The sequence below is a fragment of the Vibrio sp. McD22-P3 genome (genome assembly GCF_021568915.1).
Taxonomy (GTDB): Bacteria; Pseudomonadota; Gammaproteobacteria; order Enterobacterales; family Vibrionaceae; genus Vibrio; species Vibrio mediterranei.
This window is the reverse complement of record NZ_JAKGTN010000004.1, coordinates 18,083-42,710: the sequence shown is the minus strand read 5'-3', so window position 1 is coordinate 42,710 and position 24,628 is coordinate 18,083. Positions and strand designations below refer to the sequence as shown.

Genomic DNA, 24,628 nt, shown 5'->3' with positions numbered 1-24,628 from the left:
GGATCTTCTTTTAGTGTGATTGACGCCAACCAGTGCCATCATGGCGAGTATTGGGTCAATCTCTGACTCTAATTTGCCTCTAAATCCGAAGAGGCAATCCTTCTAGAGCTTTATTTCTTTTACAATGCATCAACCGCTTTTTGTACTTTTGCGGCTACGTCTGGTGACAGCCATGCTGCCCACGTATCTTTATATTCCTTCATAAAGTGCTCAACGGCATATTCACCATCCGCTTGCTCGTCTTCCATCCAAGCAAGTAGGCCATTCATTTGAGCATTGGTAAATTCACGCTGTTTGAAATACGCCATCGCTTCTGGTGACTTCTTCGCAAAGCTATCGGTAACAACCGTCTCAACAGCTGAAGGTGGGTACATGGTTGGTTTAGGATCTAGACATTCCTCTTGGGTAATACAGTCTTTAAACATGGTCTCGTCGACACCGCTGCCAAAGTCTACTTTGACCATTTTGTATTTACCAAGAACCGCAGTCGGTGCCCAGTAATAACCAAACCACGCTTCTTCGCGTTCATAAGCTTTCGCAATCGAGCCTGAAAGACCTGCACCTGAACCTGGGTCGACCAGTTCAAATCCCGCTTGCTCCATGCCTAGCGCGTTGAAGAGATTACCGGCTGAAATTTGGCAATTCCAACCTGCTGGGCATGTATAAAATGCTGATTTACTTGGATCTTCCGGGTGTGTGAACTTCTTCGCGTTGGCGAGTACACCTTCGATCGTTGCGAGAGAAGGATCTTGTTTGACCATATACTCAGGAACCCAGAACCCTTCTTCACCGCCATCGGTAAGTGTGGTTCCTGCGTATTGAATCTGACCTTCCTTAACACCGAGATCTAAGGCTTCACGCATTGAGTTACTCCAGAACTCAGGTGCGATATCAGGTTGTCCTTTTGAAATCATGGATGCGCCTGTTGGCATGGTATCGCCGGGAACAAGTTCTGCATCACAGTCAAAACCGTGTTCCAGAATAAATTTATCGATGTTGGCGATGAGTGTGGCTGAATTCCAGTTCATGTCAGCGATAGTGACAGTACCACACTCGTTTGCGGAGGCTGTTTGAAGACTTGATGTAGCTAAAAGAGATGAGAACAATAACGTCCTAGTTAAGCGTTTCATAGTGATTTTCCATTTCAGAGTTCGCTATTAAGTATATGAAATGGAAAAAATATTACAAATTACATTCACAAACTGTTCACATTGCTGTGACCTAGCTTTCAACAATCGCGGTCTCTTTATGCATTCGTTTGCGTTTCTTCTCATGTTTGGTTAACCAGACAATAGGAACGACAATCATCAAGGTACCAATTGCCATAAAGATATCGGGGACTTCACCAAACCACAGCAAACCCACTGCCACTGCGCCAATCAAACCGCTGTATTCTGCACTGGCGATTTTGTTGCTATCCACAGAACGATAGGTCAACACGCAGGTCGCCGCATAAATCAAAATAAAAGTGCTTGAAGCGGCGGCCACAGGAAACGAGCTCCAATCCCAAGGTTGACCTTCCATGTATGCCAAACATAACGAGACTGGCATTCCAACAAGGTTAGTGACGAGTAACGTGTGTACGACGGATTGCTGTTTAGGTAGCTTGCGAATTAATAGGTTGTTTACCGCAATAGTAAGCGCAACCACTAAGGCCGATAAGGCGGCAAAGTCGACTTGGTCAGGCCTTATAATGACTAACACACCGGCAAAGCCCATAACCGCTGCCGCGATCGTTTGGCGCGAGAGTTTCTCACCGAAAAACAGACCAGCTAAAGGTAGCATCATCAGCGGCGCTGCATAGAAAATAGCATTAGCTGTTGCCAACGGCATCGATGAAATCGCGTAAACCATAAATATGGCCCCAAACAACCACACGTGCGCGCGCAGTGCATGCCACTTCAAACCTTCAGTGATGTTTTTTGGTTTACTAAATAGGAAAAAAGGCAACAAGATCAGAACCGCTGACAACTGACGGAAAAAGACAAACTGAAATACAGCGACGTCATTACCCACACTTTTAATTAGTGCGTCTGACAAAATAGCAATTTGATTACCAAATACGAGCAAAAGCATCGCTACGCCGACGGTCATTGGTTTCATGTTTATCCTCCTCTTCCTCTTTACGAGAGCATACGAGATGACCTAGGATGAAGTGAAATGATAAATATTCACTTAGTATGAGATATTTAGATAATGAAACTTCCTCCGTTACGTGCCGTCCATTGTTTCGAATCTGTAGCAAGAAACCTCAGCTTTTCACTTGCCGCTGAAGAGCTCAATGTGACCCAAAGTGCCATCAGTCATCAGATTCGTTTATTGGAAGAGTATTTAGGCGAAGTGCTGTTTATTAGACAAGGGAGAAAGCTGTCACTTTCTCAAATTGGTGAAAGCTATTTGGAAGAGATTAGCCCTGCCGTTGCGTCTATTGCGAAGGCCAGCCAGAGAATTAGAGAAGGGGAGCGTGGCACGATCCGTTTGGCGCTATACAGTTCGTTAGCCGTAAAGTGGTTGATTCCAAGGTTGTCTGATTTTAAGCGCCTATATCCTGAAATCGAGCTGACACTAAACATGGTAGCGGAAGATCCTGAGTTATCAGATAACATAGGTGACTGCTTTATTACTGTAGAGAAACCTAGAAGGAATTTTGTTGCCGAGCCTTTATACAACGAAGTTCTCTACCCAGTTTGTAGCCATAAAATCTGGAAAGAGATAGATGGAAAAAACCTTCCTGAGGCGTTGTGGAACTATCCCATCTTGTCGACGGATTCTGTATTCAGAGAAAGAGGTAAAGACTGGCTAAAATGGTGTCAAGCAGGTGGTATTACCATGCCAAAAGACCTTGATATGCAGCACTTCAGCCATATGTTGTTGGCCGTAGAAGCGGCGAAGTATGACCAAGGAATTACGTTCGCTAATGGTTACATGATGACTGAGCGAGACTTACAAGATTTGGTCGTGATCCCTTCACATGGATTAGAAACGGGCGACAATTTTTATTTCGTTTACAAGAAGAGTCGTGCCCGACAGCCGGAAATCAAGAAACTGGCTAGTTGGCTACAACAGCAGTGTGGTTAGCGTTCTCCCTAGTTCGATTAGGAAGAACGCTTAGCGTATTTAACGTATTAGGCTGGCTCTTTCACTTGCTTAGTGGCAAGAAGTAGCTCATTGACTTTATTGATAGAGAAGGTTTTGTCGACCGCTAAGGTGAACTCGCATAATCCTACTTTAATAATGAGCGAGTTTAGCTCAGGGAAGTGAGGATGAGGTTCTAGCGATACATTTTCAATCAAGCCTATTCGAATAAAGGTGTGACCGAATTTATAGTTGGCATCTTTAACATCGATAATGTGTTTACCTTGGTTAGCGATAATCAAATCAACGCCATCGGTCATAATCATTGAACGTAACAGTTTGTACTGCACGAAATTATGGTAAAGATCCATGATGCTCGTGCGTTTTCTCTCTGTGAGCATCATTTCGCTTTGGTAAGCCAGGATGTGCAGTGGCTCTAATAGCTTTTCGGTGCCGCAATAGAAACTGTAGGTTACTTTGTCCAACAAACTCGCGTCATTTAGTTCTGTAGAAATAGGGTAACTGGTTCTAGGAGAGACAATTTCACGCAATAGTTTAATCACATGGCTGGCAACATCTTGAGATACGAGATTGTATTTGATGATCATCTCGCCTTGAATCGATTGAAGGCCAATGTAGTTGTCGAGCAAGTCACCACCATGAGTGAGGAACAACACATCGGTGTACCACATTTTCTCTGCTTGAATCCGTTCACCATCAATCTTCAAATGCATGATGAAATCTTGTTGAATGATGACAACTTCGGGATAAAGCAACATGCCTGGCTTCATATTTCTACGCTCTTGATGCACAGGAATCTTAAAACTGTATACCGCGTCTTCAAAGAAATGCTGCTGTTCTGAGAATTGGGGTGGAATGTCTTCTTGCGATTTTATTTCGATCAACCAGGGGCCAAACTGGTCATACTCTTTCTTTAGATCGTACATACCTACCTTCCTTGTTGTCTATTATTTGCTCAATATAACTCTATGTAAAATAATAGCAGGTTGTTGTGATCTTACTCGAAAGACCACCAATAAATGATGGTGGTTCGAATTGTGTTATGTTGTGGAGCAGAGGCTAAGCTGCTCCACTTTGTTTATCCCTCGTTTTTAAAACAACACTGCCGCGCCTAAGAAGAAATGATTGGATGAACCCCGATAGTCGGTGGGTTGATTCGTATTCCAATTTAACGTGTCGTTGAGTGTGACATCGTCTCTGTAACCCTCAACATAGATTTCTCCCCACGGAACAGGAGCCCAAGCTGCACCTAAATTAATCATCGCCACTTTAGTGTTGGTCTTGTTAGCCAAGTCATCTTTATCTAACGCCCATTCATAACTGCCATAGAGACGGATATTTTCGGTGACATATAGGTTTGCACCAAGACCAACATTATCCGTGGTGCCTTTGAACACCGGATTGGTTGCGCCATCTTCAGACATAAATCGTTCGTAGCGTCCAGAGACAGAGAGTAATCCCTCAGCAAAATGATGTTCAAAAGCAATGGCATACTGCTTAATGGTTGCATCCGTTGCGGTCAGGCTGGCACTTGGGTCTGGTATACCAAGCAAGTCGATAAACTCGCCATTAATATGATTGGCTTGGTTATATGCTGCCGCTAGGTAAGTACCGAAGTCAAAAGTATAGGTTGCAGCGACACCAAAGCCATTATCTATGGTGATAGTAGGGCGCGCCTCAACAGGCGCATATACGGAGCCAAAGTTAAGGCCATTACCAAACGAGATTTGGTCCTCATTACGACTGGCTTGATACTGCAGTCCAATATAGTAATTCTCTGACTCTTTTGACCACACAACAGTATTCTTGGTTCGTCTGCTACCCAGTTCATCAGACTGCATCATATTTAAGCCACCAGCCCAATATGCGTAATAGCCTTTGTCTGTTTTCATGTAAGGGCTTTCTTGGCGACCAATAGTTACTTGTCCGTAAATATCATGGCCGAAGCCAACATAGGTTTGGCGCTGCTGTAATGCAATGTCCGATGTATCTGATTGAGTACCAAAGTTAACGTCCCATTCCAGTTTTACGAGGGCTTTAAAGTGCCCATGGGTGTGCGAGATATCGAAGCCAAAATATGAGCCAGGATCTTCTACGTGGATAACATCGCTATTGTAGTTGTAGCCATTGGCGTTACCCATGGCGGTAGCTGAGTTGTAATCATAACGGCTAAGCTGCGCGGCTATCGCCCCGTAAATTGATAGTTCGGTACCTTCATCGTTGTAAAGCTCTATTGCATTGGAAGAAAAAGTTGCCAAAAGTGCTAGGAAAATAGGGTTCAGTTTAGTCATGTTTCTTAAGCTTATAATTAGGTTGCAAAAGTCTCTGCCTACGTTTTAAACGCTAGCATGTCATAGTATTTAATTATCTTTTCTAAATTTGTTATGTTTGAATTTGTTATGTTTTTGTTTGGGTTATTATGTCCCTCTGCATTAATTTGTTGGCTGACCGGAGTTTAATTAAATGGTGTGGAATTATTCATGGTACAAATCACAACTTATAGTTTTATAATTTTTTATGTCATTAATTAGACTGTGGTAATGACTCTTACTTATAGAATTAATGAATGGATTAGGGTTGAGGGGAGTAAAGAAATCTGTCGCTGATTTAGGTATGTTGAAATATCAAGGGTGAAATGTGGTGGGAATGTAAAAATGCCTCCAGAGAAGGAGGCATTAAGTAGGTTACATTTTAGTCACTATTTAGAAGAAAACAGCTGCGCCTAGGAAGAAGTGAGCGCCTTTGGATTCTGTGTCTGCACTTGTAGGGAAGTTTTCGTAATCGATACTGTCGTTAAGTTGCACATCGTCGTAGTAGCTTTCTAAATATACCTCTCCCCATGCTACTGGAGCCCAACCAAAACCGACGTTGTAGATGTTTGCTTCAGATTGAGTTCTGCCAGTCAGATTGTTGTTTTCTTTCGCGTATTCATAGCTTCCGTAGATTCGCATTGATTCTGTAAAGTAAAAGTTAGCACCTAATCCGAAGTTGTCAGTTTTACTGTCGAAGATTGGACTGCTACTACCATCTTTTGCTTCGAAGTGCTCATATCGTCCGGAGACAGAAATTGCCCCATCCATAAAGTGGTGCTCAGCAGCCAACGCATATTGTTTCACTTCGGCATTGTCTGCTGAACCGGTCGCGCTGCCTAAGATATCAATAAAATTCCCGCTGATATCATTTGCTTGGTTGTAAGCAGCAGACACGTATGTTCCGAAATCAAAGGTATAGGCGATTGCGCCCCCAAAGCCATCTTTAATGGTGATTTTAGAACGTGATTCCAAATCAAAGTTACTATCTAGCGTGCCACCAACTATGAATGAGCCAAAGTTTAATCCGTTACCAAAAGCAATTTGTTCTACATCTCTGCGTGCTTGATATTGCAACCCTAAATACAAATTATCGAAATCGTTTTGCCAAACGACAGTATTTGGAGCACGACGACTTCCTAACTCATCAGACTGCATCATATTAAGGCCACCAGCCCAGTATGAGTAATAGCCTTTGTCAGTTTTCATATAAGGACTTTCCTGACGGCCAATCGTCACGGTACCAAAGTCCTCATGACCGAAACCAGCGTAAATTTGTCTTGCGGTAAGTGCCTCTAAACTATCTCCATATCCATTAACGTCGGTTTGCGTCCCAAAATTAACATCGAACGCAATCTTGGCTACGCCTTTAAACTTTCCTTGTGTATGACTGATATCAAATCCAACGTAAGACCCCGGATCTTCGATAAATGTAGAGTCGTTATTTAGACCATAAGCCAGATCGGAGCCCATTGGTGTGGACTCATCATAATTGTACTTACTCACTTGTGCAGCAATCGCACCATACATAGTAAGTTCAGTGCCTTCGTTATTATATAATTCGATAGCGCTAACTTGAGAGGCAGCAAATACACTTACAGCTAATGTAGAAAGTTTGAATAGACTTTTCATAGTTATTCCTTTTTATAATTTCCGTTTTTTGGATAAAAGAATCCCCATTCAAAAATAAATCTATTTTTGAATACCACTATTAGGGGACATAGTTTGGAGCAGATTAATTAATCTTTGTTGATGGTTTCCTACTTTATTAATAAATGCGTTATTTATATTTAGTGTAAGATATTTTTTTCAAACGTGTGTTTAACCTCGGTCACATTTATAGGACCGATGATTGCTCATGTATGAACTAGGCAAATAGAAGGAGGGTTGTACTTTTTATAAAACGAATGGTTGTTAATAAAATGTTACTCTTAGTGGTATTTCGGTAATAAAGTTGAGGGATTTTTGAGTGTATTCATAACTCAGCAAGCGAAGTCAGTAGTCGTTTCATGCCTGATTGGTCCAAATATCCATCTGGCTTTTTGGTCGCGCGTAAATATTGATAAGCAGTGATGAGCTTACGATGCTCGAAAATGTCCTTTTCAGCCAGCCGAGTGCCGTTAACGGCATCGTAGGCCAGTTGGTAGGCTTCCATGTCGACAACTTCGGCCTGGCGGTACAGGTATCCGCATCCTGTTGCTAACCATTCGAGTGAACAGTTGGCTTTCATGGCGATTTGGTTAGCTTTTGCTAAGCTTGGTTCACTACCTTTTAAGTATTTGCGAATGAGTGCTTCTGATAGTTCGACACGTCGAGCAAATCCGCTAACACTCTCTTGTCCAATCAATTCTTGTAGTCTGTCTGCAAAGCTCACAACTTCGTACTCTAGTTCGTTTTTTCGAAGTTTACCCGTTGAGAGCTAGGTAAAACAAGCATAGGATGTTGGCAGACTTAAATAAGGAGATAACCAATGGTTTCGAATGTTACAGCTGTTTCGAAAGTGACAATGGCGCCAAATGGACCAGAGTTTTCAGAACTGGTTCAGGGGTATTGGCGATTAGCCGATTGGGGAATGACACCGCAACAACGTCTGACCTTCCTTAAACAGCATATTGAACTCGGTGTTACTACTGTTGATCATGCTGATATCTACGGTAACTATGAGTGTGAACGTTTGTTTGGTGAAGCGCTAGCACTAGATAGTTCAGTCCGTGAACAGATTCAAATCGTCTCTAAATGCGACATCAAACTGTGCTCAGATAAATACCCGGATCGTAAGATCAACCATTACGATACCAGTGCAAAACATATTTATGAATCAGTAGATAACTCGTTACAACGCTTGGGTGTAAACGAGCTAGATGTGCTGTTAATTCACCGTCCAGACGTTTTAATGGATGCTGATGAAGTTGCTGATGCGTTCAATGAACTATACAAGATTGGTAAGGTCAAACACTTCGGCGTTTCAAACTTCTCGCCACGCCAGTTTGAATTACTGCAATCGCGTTTGAGCAAGCCACTAGTGACTAACCAAGTAGAAATTAATCCGCTTAATTTTGAAGTGGCTCATGATGGTACGCTAGATCAATTGCAACAACTTCGTGTGTTGCCAATGGCGTGGTCAACACTTGCTGGTGGAGAAATCTTCAACGGCAAATCGGAACAAGCAAAGCGAGTCCGAGAAGAACTTGAGGCAATTCGCACTGAGGTAGGAGCGGCCAGCATCGATCAAGTGATTTATGCCTGGGTTAAGCGTCTTCCTTCGAATCCTTTACCTATCATTGGTTCAGGTAAAATTGAACGAGTTAAGGCAGCTGTTGCTTCTCTAGAGATAGAGCTTACTCGTGAACAGTGGTTTAGAGTTTGGGTTGCAGCAAAAGGTCACGGTGTGCCATAACCCCCTTAATTTGCCCTCATTAAATGACGAAAACCTTGCTGTGATTCATGGCGAGGTTTTTTTCTAACAATCGCTGACTTGGCGAATAATGCTTACTGTGATACATATTCTGACACAAACGGTATTTATTATCAGTTAAGGTGATGTTATAACATAACAATTGTGTTTTAGTTATTGTTATCTTATGAAGTCTCCACGATACGTCTTGTTTGCTATCGCTGCTGTCTCTTTTTCCCTCGCAGCATATCTCTCAATAGAACAAGAACAGCCTCAGCCCGAACCTGTAACCATTAAAATTACACCATACAAATCTACGCTCAATAGCCCTGAAACTAGCGCTCCAACCCAAACGACATCGCTGCAAGCAGAAAAGCCTGACCTTGCTAAAGTGCATTACATCGTTAAAGTTGGTGACTCGCTAAGCACCATTTTCAATGCCTGGGATTTGTCGTATAACACCCTGCAAAGTCTACTAGAGGCCGATTTAAACTCGCTGAAACTCGATACTATTAAGCCCGGCGATCACCTAGAAATGGTGATAGATCGAACGACTAACCAGCTTAAGCAATTGACCTATCATGAGAGTTTAGTGGAAAGGGCAGTATATAAACGCTTGGAAGATGGCAGCTACAGCTATGAATTTATTGAAGAGCAAGGTGAGTGGAAAACACATCTCTTCTCTGGAGAAGTAATTGGCAGCTTTTCGAGCTCTGCCCATAAAGCAGGGTTAACGATCACACAGATCGCCAACATTACCCGAGTCCTAAGAGACAAAATAAACTTCGCCAAAGATTTTAGAGCGGGTGATACCTTTAACATTCTGGTCAATCAGCAATACCTGCGTAACCACTTAACAGGTAATACCGAAGTACAAGGTATCTCGATTACGATTAGAGGAAAAGAAGTCGCTGCGTTCTTGGCTGAAGATGGTCGTTTCTATGATCGTGAAGGTAACAGTTTAGAGCAAGCCTTTGACCGCTACCCCGTTGCGAAACCGTTCAGAAGAATTACCTCACCATTTAATCCACGACGCATCCATCCTGTTACTGGGCGTATTTCACCACATAACGGTACTGACTTTGCAGCGCCTGTCGGCACACCCGTTCATTCGACTGGTGATGGTAAGGTAATTGCCGTGCGCAACCACCCTTATGCGGGCAAGTATTTAGTTATTGAGCATAACAGTGTCTACAAAACACGATACTTACATTTGCAGCGTATTCTTGTTAAACGAGGTGACCATGTTAAGCGTGGTCAGACAGTGGCTTTATCTGGAGCAACTGGGCGCTTAACGGGGCCCCATTTACACTTTGAAGTGCTAGTACGAAATCGTGCAGTTGATCCAATTACAGCTAACTTGCCGATGGCAACGTCGATACCACCGAAGGATAAGCCTGCGTTTATTGCGCGAATTTCGGAATTTGACCAACTTGTTGGTAACGAAGGCGATATTCCGGCGGTTCAAGAAAAACGCCATGTTTAATCGGTTCGCATTGAGAGCTTTCAACTGGCAGGGAGTATTCTTTGTGGTTTTGTTGACGTTGGCGACCAACGTCAACGCACACCCACATTCGTGGATAGGTAACCAGTTAACGATCAATGGCAAAGGGACACTGGTGGATAGCATCAGCATGGAATGGGTGTTTGATCCTTTCACCAGCGCCTATGCGCTAGACGGCGATTTTTCAGTGTTTGATAGCGAAGAAAAAGCGCATAAAGAAGCGGTAAGGTTGATGTCGAATCTTTTGAATACACATTACTTTACCTATTTGTATGTTGATGGCGAACCGCTTAAGTTTCGTTTGCCAGAGGTCTACGCATTAACTAAGCGAGGACGACGTATGGTACTGACTTTTACATTGCCGTTATCTCGCGCTATCGATGTATCGACTCAGGAGCTGGATGTTCAGGTTTACGATAATACCTACTTCATCGATATTTCTTGGAAAGACCCGTCGACGGTTACGCTTAGTCCAGACGTAAGTGGCAAATGCAAGACTACCCTTGAAACCCCAAATCCGTCTCAAGAAATCCTTGATTACGCGAACTCATTAGGCATTGATGAACAAGGGGATGACGACCTTGGTGCTCATTTTAGTCAGAAAGTGAGCATACATTGTGAATAGCTTGAACCGTTGGATTCAAGCTTTAACGCTGGCACTAATATTGGCCGTTTTTGTCGCCGTGATTATAGGTGTGATCGAGAACATTGATTCCCTTAGATGGGCGTTTGTTTCGATACAGCGATCGCTACTAGAACAGCTATCTGACTACTTGGATCTGGTTGACTCTGGCGACTGGCAGGCACTCATTGTTACTGCACTGTGTACTTTTGCTTATGGTTTTACTCATTCTTTGGGGCCGGGGCATGGCAAAAGTGCGGTGATGTTGCTCGCAACAAGCTCAACCTTAAGCCGATGGAAACTAGTTTGGTTAAGCCTACTTGTCAATATGTTGCAAGCAGCAGTGACGATCTCCATTGTTTTGCTTGCCAACCAGTTCTTATCTATTGGGTATCGGGCTTCCATAGGCTGGGTTGCATCCATCAATCAGTTTGTTGGCGCTGGTATGGTGGTGCTTGGCGTCGTTTATTTGATTAAAGGTTGTATCAAACAAAAACGGCCACACGAACCTGAAGTCAGTACCGTTGCGACATGGAATTTCTCAAACGTTATATTATATGGATTGCGACCTTGCAGCAGCACGGCATTGATAGGGCTTTTCAGTATGCTTTGGTTTGGCTGGCAGCTGTCGCTAGCTTTGATGCTGGCGAGCCTTTTCGGCAGCTTTTTATCATTAAGCTTAGTGGTCGTATTCGGTCACAGCGCTTGGTTTAAACTGGAATCTTTACTTCATCGTCGACATAAAAACCAAGAGAAACAATGGATGTGGGGTTATGTCGCGGTTTTCGCTATTTCAAGCTTTTATATCATGGTCGGCTGGTTGTTTTGGGAGACAAGTGCAGTACAAATGTCTCCCATCTTGTGACTATTAACGTTCTATTTTAATTTGTGGTTGCTGACTATTGGCTGGCTGAGTCAGTGACCCAATTCTTGTTGCCGTAACACCACAACTTCTGCAGAAGTTCAGCATATCGTTTACGCCGCTCTTTTCTACTGCGAGAAGCAGGCCACCAGAAGTTTGTGGATCGCATAAGATGGCTTTGTCAAAGTCGCTTATTTCACCCAGCATATGTTTGACTGAGTCATAGTTTCTGTGAGTGCCTCCAGGTATGGTGCCTAACTCAATATATTCCTCAACGCCAGGTAGCAGAGGTATCGCAGGTAAATCGATATGGGCATCTAGATTGGAACCATTACAGACTTCAGTAAGGTGGCCAAGTAAGCCAAACCCCGTTACATCTGTGATAGCTTTTACTTGTGAAAACTCAGCAAGCTGCTGACCAATCACGTTGGACTCACACATCCATTTTACTGCTAGTCCTTTATGTTCTGGTTTAAGCTGCTTTTTCTTCTCAGCACTGGTTAATAAACCGATACCTAGAGGTTTGGTTAGAAAGAGGTCACAGTCTGCGGTGGCTTTTGAATTCTGTTTGATTTGATCTAACTTGCCAGTTCCGGTTACGGCCAAGCCAAATATCGGCTCTGGGGAGTCAATGGAATGGCCGCCCGCAAGCTCAATACCTGCTTTTTGGCAGACGCTGCGTGCTCCCTCTATAACTTTTCCTGCAATCTCTGGAGCCAATTTGTCGATAGGCCAGCCTAAAATCGCTAGCGCCATAATAGGTTTTCCACCCATCGCATAGATGTCGCTAATAGCGTTAGTGGCAGCAATACGGCCAAAATCAAACGGGTCGTCAACGATTGGCATGAAAAAGTCGGTGGTACTGATAACGCAGTGTCCATCGCCAATATGATAAACCGCGGCATCATCACGACTAAGGTTGCCAACGATTAATTGATCACTGCTTGGCGTAGGTGTGTAGGAGGCGAGAATTTGGTTAAGGACTTTCGGTGACAGTTTACAGCCACAACCGGCACCATGACTGTATTGGGTAAGCGCGATATTTTCCATAGCAACAACTCCGTACGTAAGTGAATTAGGGAGAGAAGCATCAATGAGGCAATAACCAAGTGCAGACTTGGTTATTACAGCGCCCCATTTTAGCTATTGAGAGCGTTCAACAAGAGATTGTCGAAAATAGTTAGCTATAGCACTTCTCGTTCAGACCATATTTTTTGAGTTTTCGATAAAGAGTAGCAATTCCTATGCCTAGTTCTTCCGCAACTAATTTGCGGTTTCCTAGTCGGCCAATTGCTTCTTCAATTCTGACTCGTTCCATGTCTTCTAAGCTCATTCCTGAATCCTGAATAGGGCTAGGTTTGGGCTCGGGTTGATGTGCTTCAAAGTGAGGGGGGAGAAGGTCAACATCAATCTGTTCGCCTTCCGGTACGATATTAATCAGATACTCTACTAAATTACTCAATTCACGAACGTTGCCCGGCCAGTGGTAACTGGTTAAACAGCTCATAGCTTCTTCAGACATACCTGGGTAATTGGTACCCAGTTTTTGGGTATGTATGTCCATAAAGTGATTAACCAACAGAGGTACGTCACCTTCGCGCTCACGCAATGCAGGTAGTTGCAAAGGAATAACGTTAAGTCGGTAGTAAAGGTCTTCACGGAACTTGTTAGTAGCAATCATCTCGGCGAAGTTTCGGTTGGTCGCAGAAATGATTCGAATGTCCACTGGAGTGGCTTTGTTAGAGCCAATTGGCATGACTTCGCGCGCTTCTAGTACACGAAGCAGTTTCGCTTGTAACTGCATCGACATATCGCCGATTTCGTCTAGGAAAAGTGTGCCATTGTTTGCGGCTTGGATTAAACCGACTCGGCCTTTACTGGACGCACCGGTAAAGGCGCCCTTGGTATAACCAAATAGTTCACTTTCCAGTAGCTGATCCGGGATCGCTGCACAGTTGATAGCAATAAACGGGTTTTGTGCTCGTCCGCTGAGCTTATGAACAGCGTTGGCGATGACTTCTTTACCTGTACCACTTTCACCATTAATAAGAACACTCGATGGGCTCTTAGAAATGCGTGACATGAGTCCTTTCAGCTTTTGCATTTTTGCACTTTCACCGATGACTTCGGCAAATATGGCATTGGTCTCGTAAGGTAGGACAGGATTATGTGGTTGGTAGAATGACATTAAGAATAGTTTATGAGTTCGACAATTATAAAATTGCCCCACTAATAATTCTTCTCGACGACCAATAGAAACAATATGTTGCTGTTGGTGATCATTACTACCACGACATTGTGATAGAGGTCTAATATTTATTTTCTTTTCTGGTAGTTCTTGAATAGTAATATTCAGGTTAGCTAGGGCTGGTTGATTGCCATATTTAACGTAGTTATTTTCGTCAAGAACTAAAACTCCTTGGTCCATATTGTCTATTAAGTTAATAAAGACATCTTCAAGGCCTTTATTCGGTGTTTGGTTTTCTGTGACTTTTGCCACAACAAGTTGCGCGGTATGTTTAATGTAGTCGGAAAAAAGCTTCGCGTTGTCTTTAATAGTCTGTTGAGATTCTTCTGTAAAAGCGACAAGGCTCATTACGCCAATACAACGATCTTCAAGAAGAATAGGAACACCTAGGAAGGCAGTTTCTCGGCACGCATCCTTAGTTGTGCATTCGGCACAGAGCGGATCGGCTTGAGACTTGATGAGTGTTTTTTCTTCTTTTGTTTCAATGATGTATCTAAAAAGTCGTGAGCTGGCGTTGAGTTTTTTTCCAAAAAATTGGCTATAGGGGCCTGTTCCCGCGATACGGACCAAATCCGCGTCAACCACTTCAGCATCCACCTTTAGAACGGTAGATAGCATCTGGGTGAATCGGATGATGGTTGGCTGTATAGCCATGAGTTCGGAAGCGTTCTTAGTTTCAGGCATAATGTTTTAATCGTTATTAAGAGAATGACATTCTATTTTTAATTACTCCTTATGAGTTTGATTTAGGTCAGAGACAAATGTACACGCCTGTCAATTTTCAGAGCTTTGGTATCTGGGTCACATATTTATCAATACGTACTTTTGAATAAATAAGCATTATTCCCATTTGATGTCAGAAAAAGAGAATTTTCCGAAATGAGTCTATCAGCCTGTGAGGCTATCAAATTGATAGTCTCACAATGATAATCTGCAATTTTCAGGTTTATAAATAAATTAACTTAGATTCGAGTATTTTATAGCTAAGATATATATCGCCTTTATATCATCCGATAAATAAAATCTCCATCACAGTTTTTTAGGTAGTTCATTTTTAACAAGAATATTTATGCTGACGACTGACTTTATGAAATTAATGGCTTGATAAATGCTTTGATCTAGCTTTCCGGCACGCCTGCTTTACTGCTCTATTTCGTGGGCGTGCCGCGAATCGTGATGCACACCTCATTCAACCAAGAGGGAGTTATTATGAATGAAGCTGGCTTAGGCAGCAGAATGCCTCGAGTAGATGGACGAGCCAAAGTAGAAGGTACGGCAGTTTACGGCGACGATGTTCACATATCGGGTTCTCTTCACGGAGTTTGCCGTTACACAGATATACCTGCGGGTAGAATTCTTTCTTTAGATACCTCGGACGCAATGAAAGTCCCTGGAGTCGAACGAATCATTACTTATGACGATATTCCAGGAGACCCCAAAGTTGGGGTGATCATTCGAGATTTTTACCCTATATGTCAGGAATGGGTACGTTTTAGTGGTGATGTTATTGCACTCGTTATTGCAGACAGTTATGAGACTGCTTGTGAAGCAAGTGAAAAGATCCGAGTCGAATATGAACCATTTCAGCCCGTTACTGATCCAGAGTCAGCGTTAGAAAGTGATGCAAGACTGATTCATCCGGATAAAGATTCTAATGTCGTTAACACTCACCACACCGTTAAAGGTGATGCTGATAAGGCAATTGCGAAGGCCGATGTGGTTATCGAACACACCTATCAAACGCACTATCAAGAACATGGCTATATTGAGCCAGAATCAATAACTACTTATCTAGACCCCAATAATAACGAGCTGACTATCGTTGGTTCAATTCAAAACCCTCATAGAGTAAGAAGCTTTGTCGCCGGTTTCCTTGGTATTCCGCAAGCAACAATCAACGTGAAGCGTTCTGTGCTTGGTGGTTCGTTTGGTGGTAAAGATGACACCATTGATCATCTTGCTTGTCGTGCGGCGCTATCCACTTACCTTACTAAACGCGCAGTCAAGTTCTCCTATAACAGAGAGCAGTCACTTATCGAAAGTACCAAGCGTCATCCATACACTATGCGCTACAAAGTAGGCGTATCGCGTGAGGGTAAAATTGAAGGGATTAAAATCAACATTATCGCGGATGCTGGTGCCTACGCGACTTGTACGCCGTTTGTAACTTGGCGATCTTCAGTTCAAGCCGCGGGTCCGTACGATATTGACCATGTTCGAGTAGACGTGACAGGGGTTTACACCAACAACAGCGTATCGGGCGCAATGCGTGGTTTTGGTTCTCCTCAGATTATCTTCGCTCACGAATCCTTGATGGATGAGATAGCACTAACATGCGATATCGACCCAATTACGGTGCGTGAACGCAATGTTCTGAAACAAGGCTCTTTGAGCATGACAGGACAATGTTTTGATCAGCATACGGTTTCAGCATCAGAAGTATTGAAAACCGCAGCGGAAAAATCTCAGTTCTATGAACGTATGGCGGAAATGAACGCCAAGAACAACGTCAATTCGCCCATCAAATATGGTATTGGTTTAGCACTTAGTTATCGCGGCTGCTCTTTAGGAGCGGAAGGTGCAGATAACTCCACCGCGTTATTATCGTTAAACGCAGACAGCAGTCTAAATATCTCAACCGGTGTGTGCGAGAACGGACAAGGCCTGCAAACCACCATGGCAATGATAGCGGGCGAAGTGTTAGGTGTGCCTTTGGATATGGTACGTTTCTCAGAGTCGCCAACCAGCCTAATCGCTGACGGCGGACCTACCGTTGCATCTCGCGCCACAATGACGGGCGGTAATGCGGTGAAACTCGGCGCAGAAACCATCCGAGCTCGTTTGTTTGATACCATAAAATCCGACCTCAAAGTCACGCGAATTGAAGATACCACATGGCGCAACGGTCAGATTAAATCGAACTTACAGTCTGATATTCAAGTGCCACTGCAAGAGGCGATTTCACGTTGTCGTCAGCAAGGGATTAACCTTGCGGCCTACGGTTGGTTCGATCCACCTCCGATTCATTGGGATGAGGAGAAGGGTACTGGCTCGCCATATTTTACTTGGGTTTACGGCTGCCAAGTTGCAGAAGTAAAAGTAGATACCTCGACAGGTAAAGTAGATGTACTTGGGGTAACCGCAGTACACGATGTAGGTAAAGTCATTAACCCTGTCGGTTTTGAAGGCCAAGTAGCGGGTGGTATCGCTCAAGGTATCGGATTCGGTATTTTAGAAGACTACAATATCGAACAGAGCGAAGTGAAGTCCGATAACTTCGATACCTACTTAATGCCTACTATTAAAGATATTCCCAACCTCAATATCCACGCGATAGAAAATCCTGACCCAGCAGGCCCTTACGGCGCGAAAAGTATTGGTGAACCTGCCGCAGAGCTCGCCGCTGCTGCCATCGTTAATGCTGTTGCGTTTGCCACCAAAAAACGTCACAGAACTTTACCACTGACACTGGAGCAAGTGTATTTAGGCTACAACCTTAAAAAACCAGTGCGTCAAAGCGAACTCTTATGCAGCGGTGACAACCATCATCAAGTGAACCGCTTGTGCGATCTCAATGTGACTCGACCCGAAACCTTGGGCGAGGCGTTGTCGTTAATGCAGCAAGGTTCAATGACTATCTTAGCGGGTGGTACCGATGTGCTTGTTCAGCATCGTTTGCAAGAAACCGCAGCACCGCTACTCGATATCACGGGCCTCAAAGAACTAAAAGCCATCACTCACGAAGGTAATAGCATAGTGATTGGTGGTGGTGCATGCATCACTGATGTCGTGGAGCACGAAGAAGTACGTCACCACTTCCCATTATTAGCAACTGCATGCAAAACCATAGGTTCAACACAAATCAGAAACCGTGCAACATTAGGCGGCAACATCGCCAATGCAGCGCCTTGTGCCGACTCAATTCCTCCGTTGATCGCTTACAAGGCAGAAATTGAGCTAGCGTCTGAAAAACAAGTGAGACGTTTACCTATTGCTGAGCTTCTTAAAGGTGGTTACCGCACGGACATTCAACCAGATGAGCTACTGACTAAGATCATTCTTACAATTCCAGATAAACCATTTGAGCTAACCGAATACGTTCAACTAGGGCGTCGTAATGCACTGAACATCACGCGCTTGAGCTTGAGCTGTTTGATGAATGTCGAACGGGGCATAGTCAAAGAGTGTCGTCTTGTTGATGGCGCGCTATTTAGCTATCCACGACGCTTGTATCAAGTAGAAGAAGTGTTGTGTGAAACCACGTTAGACGAGCAGGTTATTGGCCGTGCTATCAGCGTGCTATCAGACATTATCGAAACAGAAATTGGTGGACGTTGGTCAGCTGCATACAAACAGCCTGTTTATCTGAACATGTTCCGAGAGCTTATGTCGGAAATCCAAACCAAACTGTCAGATGACCAGTCGTTAGCATAGGAGTGCATTTCAATGGTTAAAGAAACAAAACAAATATCGCTAACGGTGAATGGCGGTGTGTATAACCTCGAAGTCACGGGTAATACACGGCTACTCGACATGTTAAGAGAGCAATTGTCACTTACTGGCACGAAAGAAGGGTGTGCGGTAGGTGAGTGCGGTGCATGCACCGTGATTAAAGATGGCAAGCCGGTTTGTTCTTGTCTGGCACTGGCTATTCAGTGCGAAGGCAGTGAAATCGTCACCATTGAAGGGTTAAGAAAGGATCCACTGGGAGTGGTTCTTATGGATGAGTTTTTGACCACCGGAGGAACACAGTGTGGTTTCTGCACGCCAGGCATGATCATAAGTGCTTGGGCGTTGCTCAAACGCTATCCAAACCCGACTGAAGAAGAAATTCGTGATGCTCTGGAAGGCAACCTGTGTCGATGCACTGGTTATCAGCCGATTGTAGAAGCAATTAGGCGCGCCACAGAGTTTTGCAACATTCCTCAATCTCAAGTAGAGCACAGCCTATAAAAGGAAGCAGTATGGAACTCCTCTATGAACTAGACGAAAAACCCCCGTATGGCGTTACCTTATTTCTCGCAGTACAGCACATGTTGGCATCAATAGGAGGTATTGTCGCAGTGCCGCTTATAGCGGGAAGCGCGATTGGCTTGCCGCCTCAAGACATTGTCACGCTAATCAGCGCGTCATTGCTTGTGTCGGGTTTGGTCACTATTGTGCAATGTATTGGTTTTAAGCAGATCGGAATCCGGCTACCTGTCGTTATGGGTTCGAGTTTTGCCTTTATTGGCAGCATTATCGCTATTGGCAAAACCGAAGGGTTGGATGCAGTGCTTGGAGCCGCATTTGTAGGGTCATTTCTGGTGGTAGGTTCAAGCTTTTATATGAGCCATATTCGCAAGCTATTTCCTACCATTGTTAGTGGTGTGGTTGTAACCTTGATTGGTTTGACCATTTTACCTGTAGCAATGAACTGGATTGGTGATGCGCCTCAAGGTCATCCAGAGTTCGCGACGTTGCCGAAAATATTCTTGGCAGCCGCATCGTTAGCCGTGGTGATAGGCGTATCAGTGTTCTGTAAAGGCGTTGTCGCTGCATCGAGTATCATCATTGGATTAGCCGCAGGTTATATGATGGCTATTCCACTGGGTATGGTCGATGTTACTCAAATTGGCGAAGCGAATTGGGTGGCAGCTCCTATGCCTCTGCACTTTGGGATGAGTTTTTCCATCCCAGCTATTATTACCATGAGTTTGGTCTATTTGGTGGTAGTTGCAGAAGCAACAGGAGACTTTATGGCACTGGCGAGCAACTGTCGTGTTGAGCTGAAAGGGAATGACTTGAAAAAAGGACTGTTGGCCGATGGTTTAGGCAGTACCTTTGGCTCGTTCTTCTCAGCCATGCCAGTGGCAAGTTTCAGTCAGAACGTTGGTATCGTTGGTATTAGTGGAGTCGCTAGCCGCTTTGTTGTCGCAGTGACAGGCTGTTTGTTGGTACTTGGCGGTCTGTTCCCTAAATTTGCAGCATTAGCAGTGACGGTACCAAAACCTGTGCTCGGTGGGGTTGGTTTCGTTATGTTCGGTATGATTGCTTACGCGGGTATTCGAATGCTAATGAAAGCCACTGATTCTCGACGCAATGCGATCGTGGTTTGTGTGGCGTTAGCATCAGGTTTAGCGGTTACCTACGAGCCTAATCTGCTGCGTCATTTCCCAGAGAGTTTGAAACTTGTTTTCCACTCTGGCATCACCACGGGCACCCTAGCTGCCGTTACGCTAAACCTTATCCTTCCTAAGTCAAAAGCTAGCAAAGAATAACCCTTCTAAGACACTCTTCTCGCCCTGAGAAGAGTGTCTATCACCAAATATCAATATGATACTCACCCTTTTACTATCGCTATCAATTTGGTTTCGGTGCTCTAATCAGACTGATAGTTGAGACTGCCATCGTTTTCATCCCTTCCATTGTCAAACGACGAACCCTTATAAGACGGGGCTTTCAAAGAAATTTCATTCTTTTTTATTTGATACGAATTATTGGCACAGAACTTGGAATATAAGAACCAGTGACAGAAATCTGAAGGCCAGACGATCGGCCAGTTAGGAGTAAATACAAATACAAACAAGAGGGCAAATACGCTTTGTTAGCCTGTTAAATATAAATAGCATGCGAATATTATCTTGAGTTGTATTTTTTATAGTTAATCTAGATGGATAATGGGATAGCAAATGAAAAATATGAATGAACTGATTAAAGAAATTTCTCAACTAGAATCAAAACTTCACGATAAAGACTTTCTATTAACGTGGGAGCAAAGCCCAGAAGAATTAGAAAGAGTATTAAAAACTGCACAAGTACTAAAAACCATGCGTGGTGAAAATATCGCCACTAATGTATTTAAAAACGGCCTAGGCATTTCCTTATTTAGAGACAACTCGACTCGTACTCGCTTTTCTTATGCTTCCGCTATCAACATGTTAGGCCTAGCGCAACAAGATCTTGATGAAGGTAAATCTCAAATCGCTCACGGTGAGACAGTTCGTGAAACTGCGAACATGATTTCTTTCTGTGCTGATGCGATTGGTATTCGTGATGACATGTACTTAGGCGCTGGTAATGCTTACATGCGTGAAGTAGGTGAAGCGTTAGATGATGGTGTTAAAGAAGGCGTACTTCCTCATCGTCCAGCATTGGTTAACCTACAGTGTGATATCGACCACCCAACACAGTCTATGGCTGACTTAGCATGGTTGGAAGAGCACTTCGGTGGCTTAGACCAACTTAAAGGCAAGAAGATTGCGATGACGTGGGCGTACTCTCCAAGTTACGGTAAGCCTCTATCTGTGCCACAAGGCATCATCGGTCTTATGAGTCGTTTCGGTATGGATGTTGTCCTAGCACACCCAGAAGGTTATGACCTAATTCCTGAAGTGGTTGAAGAAGCGAAGAAAAACGCACAAGAGTCTGGCGGTAGCTTCACTCAAGTAACTTCTATGGAAGAAGCATTCAAAGATGCAGACATCGTTTATCCAAAATCTTGGGCACCTTACAAAGTTATGGGCGAGCGTACTGACCTGCTACGCGCTAATGACCATGATGGACTAAAAGAGCTAGAGAAAGCGTGCTTGGCACAAAACGCACAGCACAAAGACTGGCACTGTACTGAAGAGATGATGAAGCTAACTAAAGGCGGTGAAGCGTTGTACATGCACTGTCTACCTGCAGATATCACAGGCGTGTCTTGTGAAGAAGGTGAAGTAGAAGAGTCTGTATTCGAGAAGTACCGCATTGCAACTTATAAAGAAGCAAGTTGGAAGCCGTATATTATCGCGGCAATGATTCTGAACAGAAAATATCAAGATGTCGCAGGCGTTCTTGATGAGCTACTAAACGAATCAGAAAAAAGAGTTAAATAAAGTACTCCCGTAATATTACACCTCGCCTTTATTCCTTCGAAGGCGAGCGTGTAAATGGATTAAATAAGGTATCGCTATGTCAAAGTTGAATTTTAATATTCATATTGCCGATAACCAGCATTTTAATGGACGCCTCTCCGATCAGTTTTCCATCAGTGAAGCCGAAAAAGCGCGCCGATTTCATTTGCAATTAGATGGCTATCAACCAACACCTCTTCACAATCTAACCCACCTTGCAAAAGAGTTTGGTGTGAAGAACATTCTTGTTAAAGACGAAGCGTATCGCTTTGACCTAAACGCATTCAAAATGTTAGGCGGCGTTTACGCTATCGCACGACTCTTGTGTGATGAATACAAGATGGACATCGACGGTTTCAATTTCGAAACTTTCAAAACTCAAATCAAAACCAAAATGACCTTCGCAACGGCTACTGATGGTAACCACGGTCGTGGCGTCGCTTGGGCGGCGAATCAACTGGGTCAAAACGCAGTTGTCTACATGCCAAAAGGCGCAGCTGATGAGCGCGTTAACAACATTCGTGCCCTTGGCGCAGAGTGCATCGTTACTGACATGAATTACGATGATACCGTAAGACTAGCCATCAAAACTGCTAACGAGCATGGCTGGAAAGTGGTTCAAGACACGGCGTGGGAAGGCTATACCGAGATCCCAACGTGGATCATGCAAGGTTATAGCACCTTGGCAGTGGAAGCCGTTGAACAAATGGTTGAGCTAGGTCTGGATAAACCGACGCACGTGTTCTTACAAGCGGGTGTAGGCGCAATGGCTGGTGGCGTATTGGGCTATCTGGCTGAATATTGTGGCCCAGGTCAGCTTCGCTCAGTCGTTGTGGAGCCAAACCAAGCAGACTGTATTTATCGTTCAGGTATTGCTGAGACTGGCGAAATGGTCAACGTAGACGGCGATCTTGCCACCATCATGGTTGGTCTAGCTTGTGGCGAACCAAACCCATTGGGTTGGGAAGTGCTTAAAAACTGTGCCACTCAGTTTGTTTCCTGCGAAGACCGTGTAGCTGCGTTTGGTATGCGCGTATTGGGTAACCCTCTAAGTGGCGATCCTGCGGTTATCTCTGGTGAGTCCGGTGCGGTTGGTTTGGGTCTATTGGCAGCGGTGGAATACAGCCGTGAAAAAGAGAGCCTAAAAGAGCATTTAGCGCTTAATAAAGATTCTGTTGTTTTGGTTATTAACACCGAAGGCGACACAGATCCTGTGCACTATCGCGAAGTCGTTTGGCAAGGTAAGCACGCGACAATCTAAAACAACGCAGAAAAAAGTGACAAAGAAAGATTAGTAATTTCAAGCATTAACATTCCCGGTGGGGCAAGACTCCATTGGGAACAGAATTTGGAGTAGTAACAATGACTGTAAGTATCCCTTTTGCAACCGTATTGGAAAAAGCGCAAGAATACAAAGCTGATATGTCTCGTTTCCTTCGCGATATGATTGCGATTCCAAGCGAAAGTTGCGACGAAGAAAAAGTCGTTCTTCGCATCAAAGAAGAAATGGAAAAAGTAGGTTTTGACCGCGTCGACATCGACCCAATGGGTAACGTATTAGGTTGGATTGGTAACGGTCCTACACTGATCGCAATGGACGCACACATCGATACAGTAGGTGTGGGTAACCTAGATAACTGGAACTTCGACCCATACGAAGGTATGGAAGACGATGAAGTCATCGGTGGTCGTGGTGCATCAGACCAAGAAGGCGGCATGGCGTCTATGGTTTATGCAGGTAAGATCATCAAAGACTTGGGCCTAGAAGACGAGTACACATTGCTTGTGACTGGTACGGTTCAAGAAGAAGATTGTGACGGCCTATGCTGGCAGTACATCATTGAAGAAAGCGATATTCGCCCTGAATTCGTTGTGTCTACTGAGCCTACAGATTGCCAAATTTACCGTGGTCAACGTGGCCGCATGGAAATCCGCGTAGACGTATCTGGTATTAGCTGCCACGGCTCTGCACCTGAGCGTGGTGATAACGCTATCTTCAAAATGGGTCACATTCTTAACGATATCGAGAAATTGGCTGGCAACCTTGGCGACGACCCATTCTTGGGTAAAGGTACGCTAACTGTGTCTGAAGTGTTCTTTACTTCTCCAAGCCGTTGTGCGGTAGCAGATAGCTGTGCAGTATCTATCGATAGACGTATTACTTGGGGTGAAACGTGGGAAGGCGCAATCGAAGAGATTCAAAACCTACCTGCAGTTCAGAAGTATGGCGCGAAAGTGTCTATGTACAACTATGACCGTCCTGCTTACACCGGTTTGGTTTATCCAACAGAGTGCTACTTCCCTGCATGGAAGATCGACGAAGACCACATTGCAACTAAGACTCTAGAAGCATCTTACGAGCTACTATTCGACAAAAAACCACTTGTCGACAAATGGACGTTCTCTACTAACGGCGTATCTATCATGGGTCGTTACGGCATTCCAGTTATCGGCTTTGGTCCAGGTAAAGAGCCAGAAGCTCATGCGCCAAACGAGAAGACTTGGAAAGAGCATTTGGTGACTTGTGCAGCAATGTACGCGGTTATCCCTCAAATGTATCTAGAGAAAAAACGCAACCAATAAGGTAGTAGGTAGTACCGCGCGCTAACACATTGAGTTGTATAAGTTAGCGCGTGACGACTCACGTCGTTCTCCATCCTAGAGTGCCAACTTGTGTCTGCCTGAAGTTGGCGGAGTCCGCTCTAGGATGGGATTT

General features: G+C 44.1%; 19 protein-coding genes. 11 read left to right on the top strand and 8 right to left on the bottom strand.

All coding sequences use genetic code 11. The features are described 5' to 3' along the window. Nucleotides 1-119 precede the first annotated feature (119 nt). Together L2W36_RS05885 and L2W36_RS05880 are read right to left on the bottom strand one after the other, a co-directional pair. A complete protein-coding gene (locus L2W36_RS05885) occupies nucleotides 120-1,130 on the bottom strand; it encodes an ABC transporter substrate-binding protein (RefSeq protein ID WP_062459151.1) in 1,011 nt (336 codons plus the stop codon). A gap of 91 nt (nucleotides 1,131-1,221) precedes the next feature. After that, a complete protein-coding gene (locus L2W36_RS05880) occupies nucleotides 1,222-2,103 on the bottom strand; it encodes a DMT family transporter (protein WP_107305851.1) in 882 nt (293 codons plus the stop codon). Between the two features lie 93 nt (nucleotides 2,104-2,196). On the opposite strand from L2W36_RS05880, the gene L2W36_RS05875 reads away from it, so the two are divergent. Beyond that, a complete protein-coding gene (locus L2W36_RS05875; protein WP_062459146.1) occupies nucleotides 2,197-3,078 on the top strand; it encodes a LysR substrate-binding domain-containing protein in 882 nt (293 codons plus the stop codon). A 47-nt stretch (nucleotides 3,079-3,125) separates the two neighbouring features. Here the strand turns inward: L2W36_RS05875 and L2W36_RS05870 are convergent, their stop codons facing one another. The 4 genes from L2W36_RS05870 to L2W36_RS05855 form a co-directional block, all read right to left on the bottom strand. After that, complete coding sequence (locus L2W36_RS05870) at nucleotides 3,126-4,022, bottom strand: hypothetical protein (RefSeq protein WP_062459144.1); 897 nt, start codon at nucleotides 4,020-4,022, stop codon at nucleotides 3,126-3,128. Nucleotides 4,023-4,187: 165 nt separating this feature from the next. Next, a complete protein-coding gene (locus L2W36_RS05865) occupies nucleotides 4,188-5,387 on the bottom strand; it encodes a porin (RefSeq protein ID WP_236109556.1) in 1,200 nt (399 codons plus the stop codon). Nucleotides 5,388-5,798: 411 nt separating this feature from the next. Further along, nucleotides 5,799-7,037 carry a porin gene (locus tag L2W36_RS05860; RefSeq protein ID WP_236109555.1) on the bottom strand — a complete coding sequence of 413 codons (1,239 nt, stop codon included), beginning with the start codon at nucleotides 7,035-7,037 and terminating at the stop codon, nucleotides 5,799-5,801. 343 nt (nucleotides 7,038-7,380) lie between these two features. Beyond that, a complete protein-coding gene (locus L2W36_RS05855; protein ID WP_088878304.1) occupies nucleotides 7,381-7,779 on the bottom strand; it encodes a DNA-binding protein in 399 nt (132 codons plus the stop codon). A gap of 96 nt (nucleotides 7,780-7,875) precedes the next feature. Here L2W36_RS05855 and L2W36_RS05850 point away from each other — a divergent pair, with 96 nt between their 5' ends. The 4 genes from L2W36_RS05850 to L2W36_RS05835 all read left to right on the top strand — a co-directional run bounded on the left by L2W36_RS05850 (nucleotide 7,876) and on the right by L2W36_RS05835 (nucleotide 11,790). Next, nucleotides 7,876-8,802: an aldo/keto reductase gene (locus L2W36_RS05850; protein ID WP_088878305.1), complete on the top strand. Its 927-nt coding sequence runs from the start codon at nucleotides 7,876-7,878 to the stop codon at nucleotides 8,800-8,802. A 184-nt stretch (nucleotides 8,803-8,986) separates the two neighbouring features. Next, nucleotides 8,987-10,285: a peptidoglycan DD-metalloendopeptidase family protein gene (locus L2W36_RS05845; protein ID WP_236109554.1), complete on the top strand. Its 1,299-nt coding sequence runs from the start codon at nucleotides 8,987-8,989 to the stop codon at nucleotides 10,283-10,285. Further along, entirely contained in the window at nucleotides 10,278-10,928 is a 651-nt protein-coding gene (locus L2W36_RS05840) for a DUF1007 family protein (RefSeq protein ID WP_006073561.1), read from the top strand. The genes L2W36_RS05845 and L2W36_RS05840 overlap by 8 nt, the downstream gene beginning before the upstream one ends. Further along, nucleotides 10,921-11,790 carry a hypothetical protein gene (locus tag L2W36_RS05835; protein ID WP_236109553.1) on the top strand — a complete coding sequence of 290 codons (870 nt, stop codon included), beginning with the start codon at nucleotides 10,921-10,923 and terminating at the stop codon, nucleotides 11,788-11,790. Before L2W36_RS05840 ends, L2W36_RS05835 begins: the two co-directional genes overlap by 8 nt. A 3-nt stretch (nucleotides 11,791-11,793) precedes the next feature. Here the strand turns inward: L2W36_RS05835 and selD are convergent, their stop codons facing one another. Both selD and L2W36_RS05825 read right to left on the bottom strand, forming a co-directional pair. Further along, a complete protein-coding gene (selD, locus tag L2W36_RS05830; protein WP_006073557.1) occupies nucleotides 11,794-12,837 on the bottom strand; it encodes a selenide, water dikinase SelD in 1,044 nt (347 codons plus the stop codon). Between the two features lie 130 nt (nucleotides 12,838-12,967). Next, nucleotides 12,968-14,719, bottom strand: coding sequence for a sigma 54-interacting transcriptional regulator (locus tag L2W36_RS05825; protein ID WP_236109552.1), 1,752 nt, complete (start codon nucleotides 14,717-14,719; stop codon nucleotides 12,968-12,970). Between the two features lie 525 nt (nucleotides 14,720-15,244). On the opposite strand from L2W36_RS05825, the gene L2W36_RS05820 reads away from it, so the two are divergent. From L2W36_RS05820 to L2W36_RS05795, 6 genes are all read left to right on the top strand, one after another. Further along, nucleotides 15,245-18,469, top strand: a complete 3,225-nt coding sequence (locus L2W36_RS05820) for a molybdopterin cofactor-binding domain-containing protein (RefSeq protein WP_236109551.1) — start codon at nucleotides 15,245-15,247, stop codon at nucleotides 18,467-18,469. A gap of 12 nt (nucleotides 18,470-18,481) precedes the next feature. Further along, on the top strand, nucleotides 18,482-18,988 hold the full coding sequence (locus L2W36_RS05815) for a (2Fe-2S)-binding protein (RefSeq protein WP_006073551.1): 507 nt from the start codon (nucleotides 18,482-18,484) through the stop codon (nucleotides 18,986-18,988). A gap of 11 nt (nucleotides 18,989-18,999) precedes the next feature. After that, a complete protein-coding gene (locus tag L2W36_RS05810; RefSeq protein WP_006073549.1) occupies nucleotides 19,000-20,295 on the top strand; it encodes a nucleobase:cation symporter-2 family protein in 1,296 nt (431 codons plus the stop codon). A gap of 411 nt (nucleotides 20,296-20,706) precedes the next feature. Next, nucleotides 20,707-21,894 carry a knotted carbamoyltransferase YgeW gene (gene ygeW, locus L2W36_RS05805; protein WP_006073548.1) on the top strand — a complete coding sequence of 396 codons (1,188 nt, stop codon included), beginning with the start codon at nucleotides 20,707-20,709 and terminating at the stop codon, nucleotides 21,892-21,894. Between the two features lie 76 nt (nucleotides 21,895-21,970). Further along, a complete protein-coding gene (gene dpaL, locus L2W36_RS05800) occupies nucleotides 21,971-23,173 on the top strand; it encodes a diaminopropionate ammonia-lyase (protein ID WP_236109550.1) in 1,203 nt (400 codons plus the stop codon). A gap of 101 nt (nucleotides 23,174-23,274) precedes the next feature. Further along, a complete protein-coding gene (locus L2W36_RS05795) occupies nucleotides 23,275-24,495 on the top strand; it encodes a YgeY family selenium metabolism-linked hydrolase (protein WP_006073544.1) in 1,221 nt (406 codons plus the stop codon). Nucleotides 24,496-24,628: the final 133 nt, after the last annotated feature.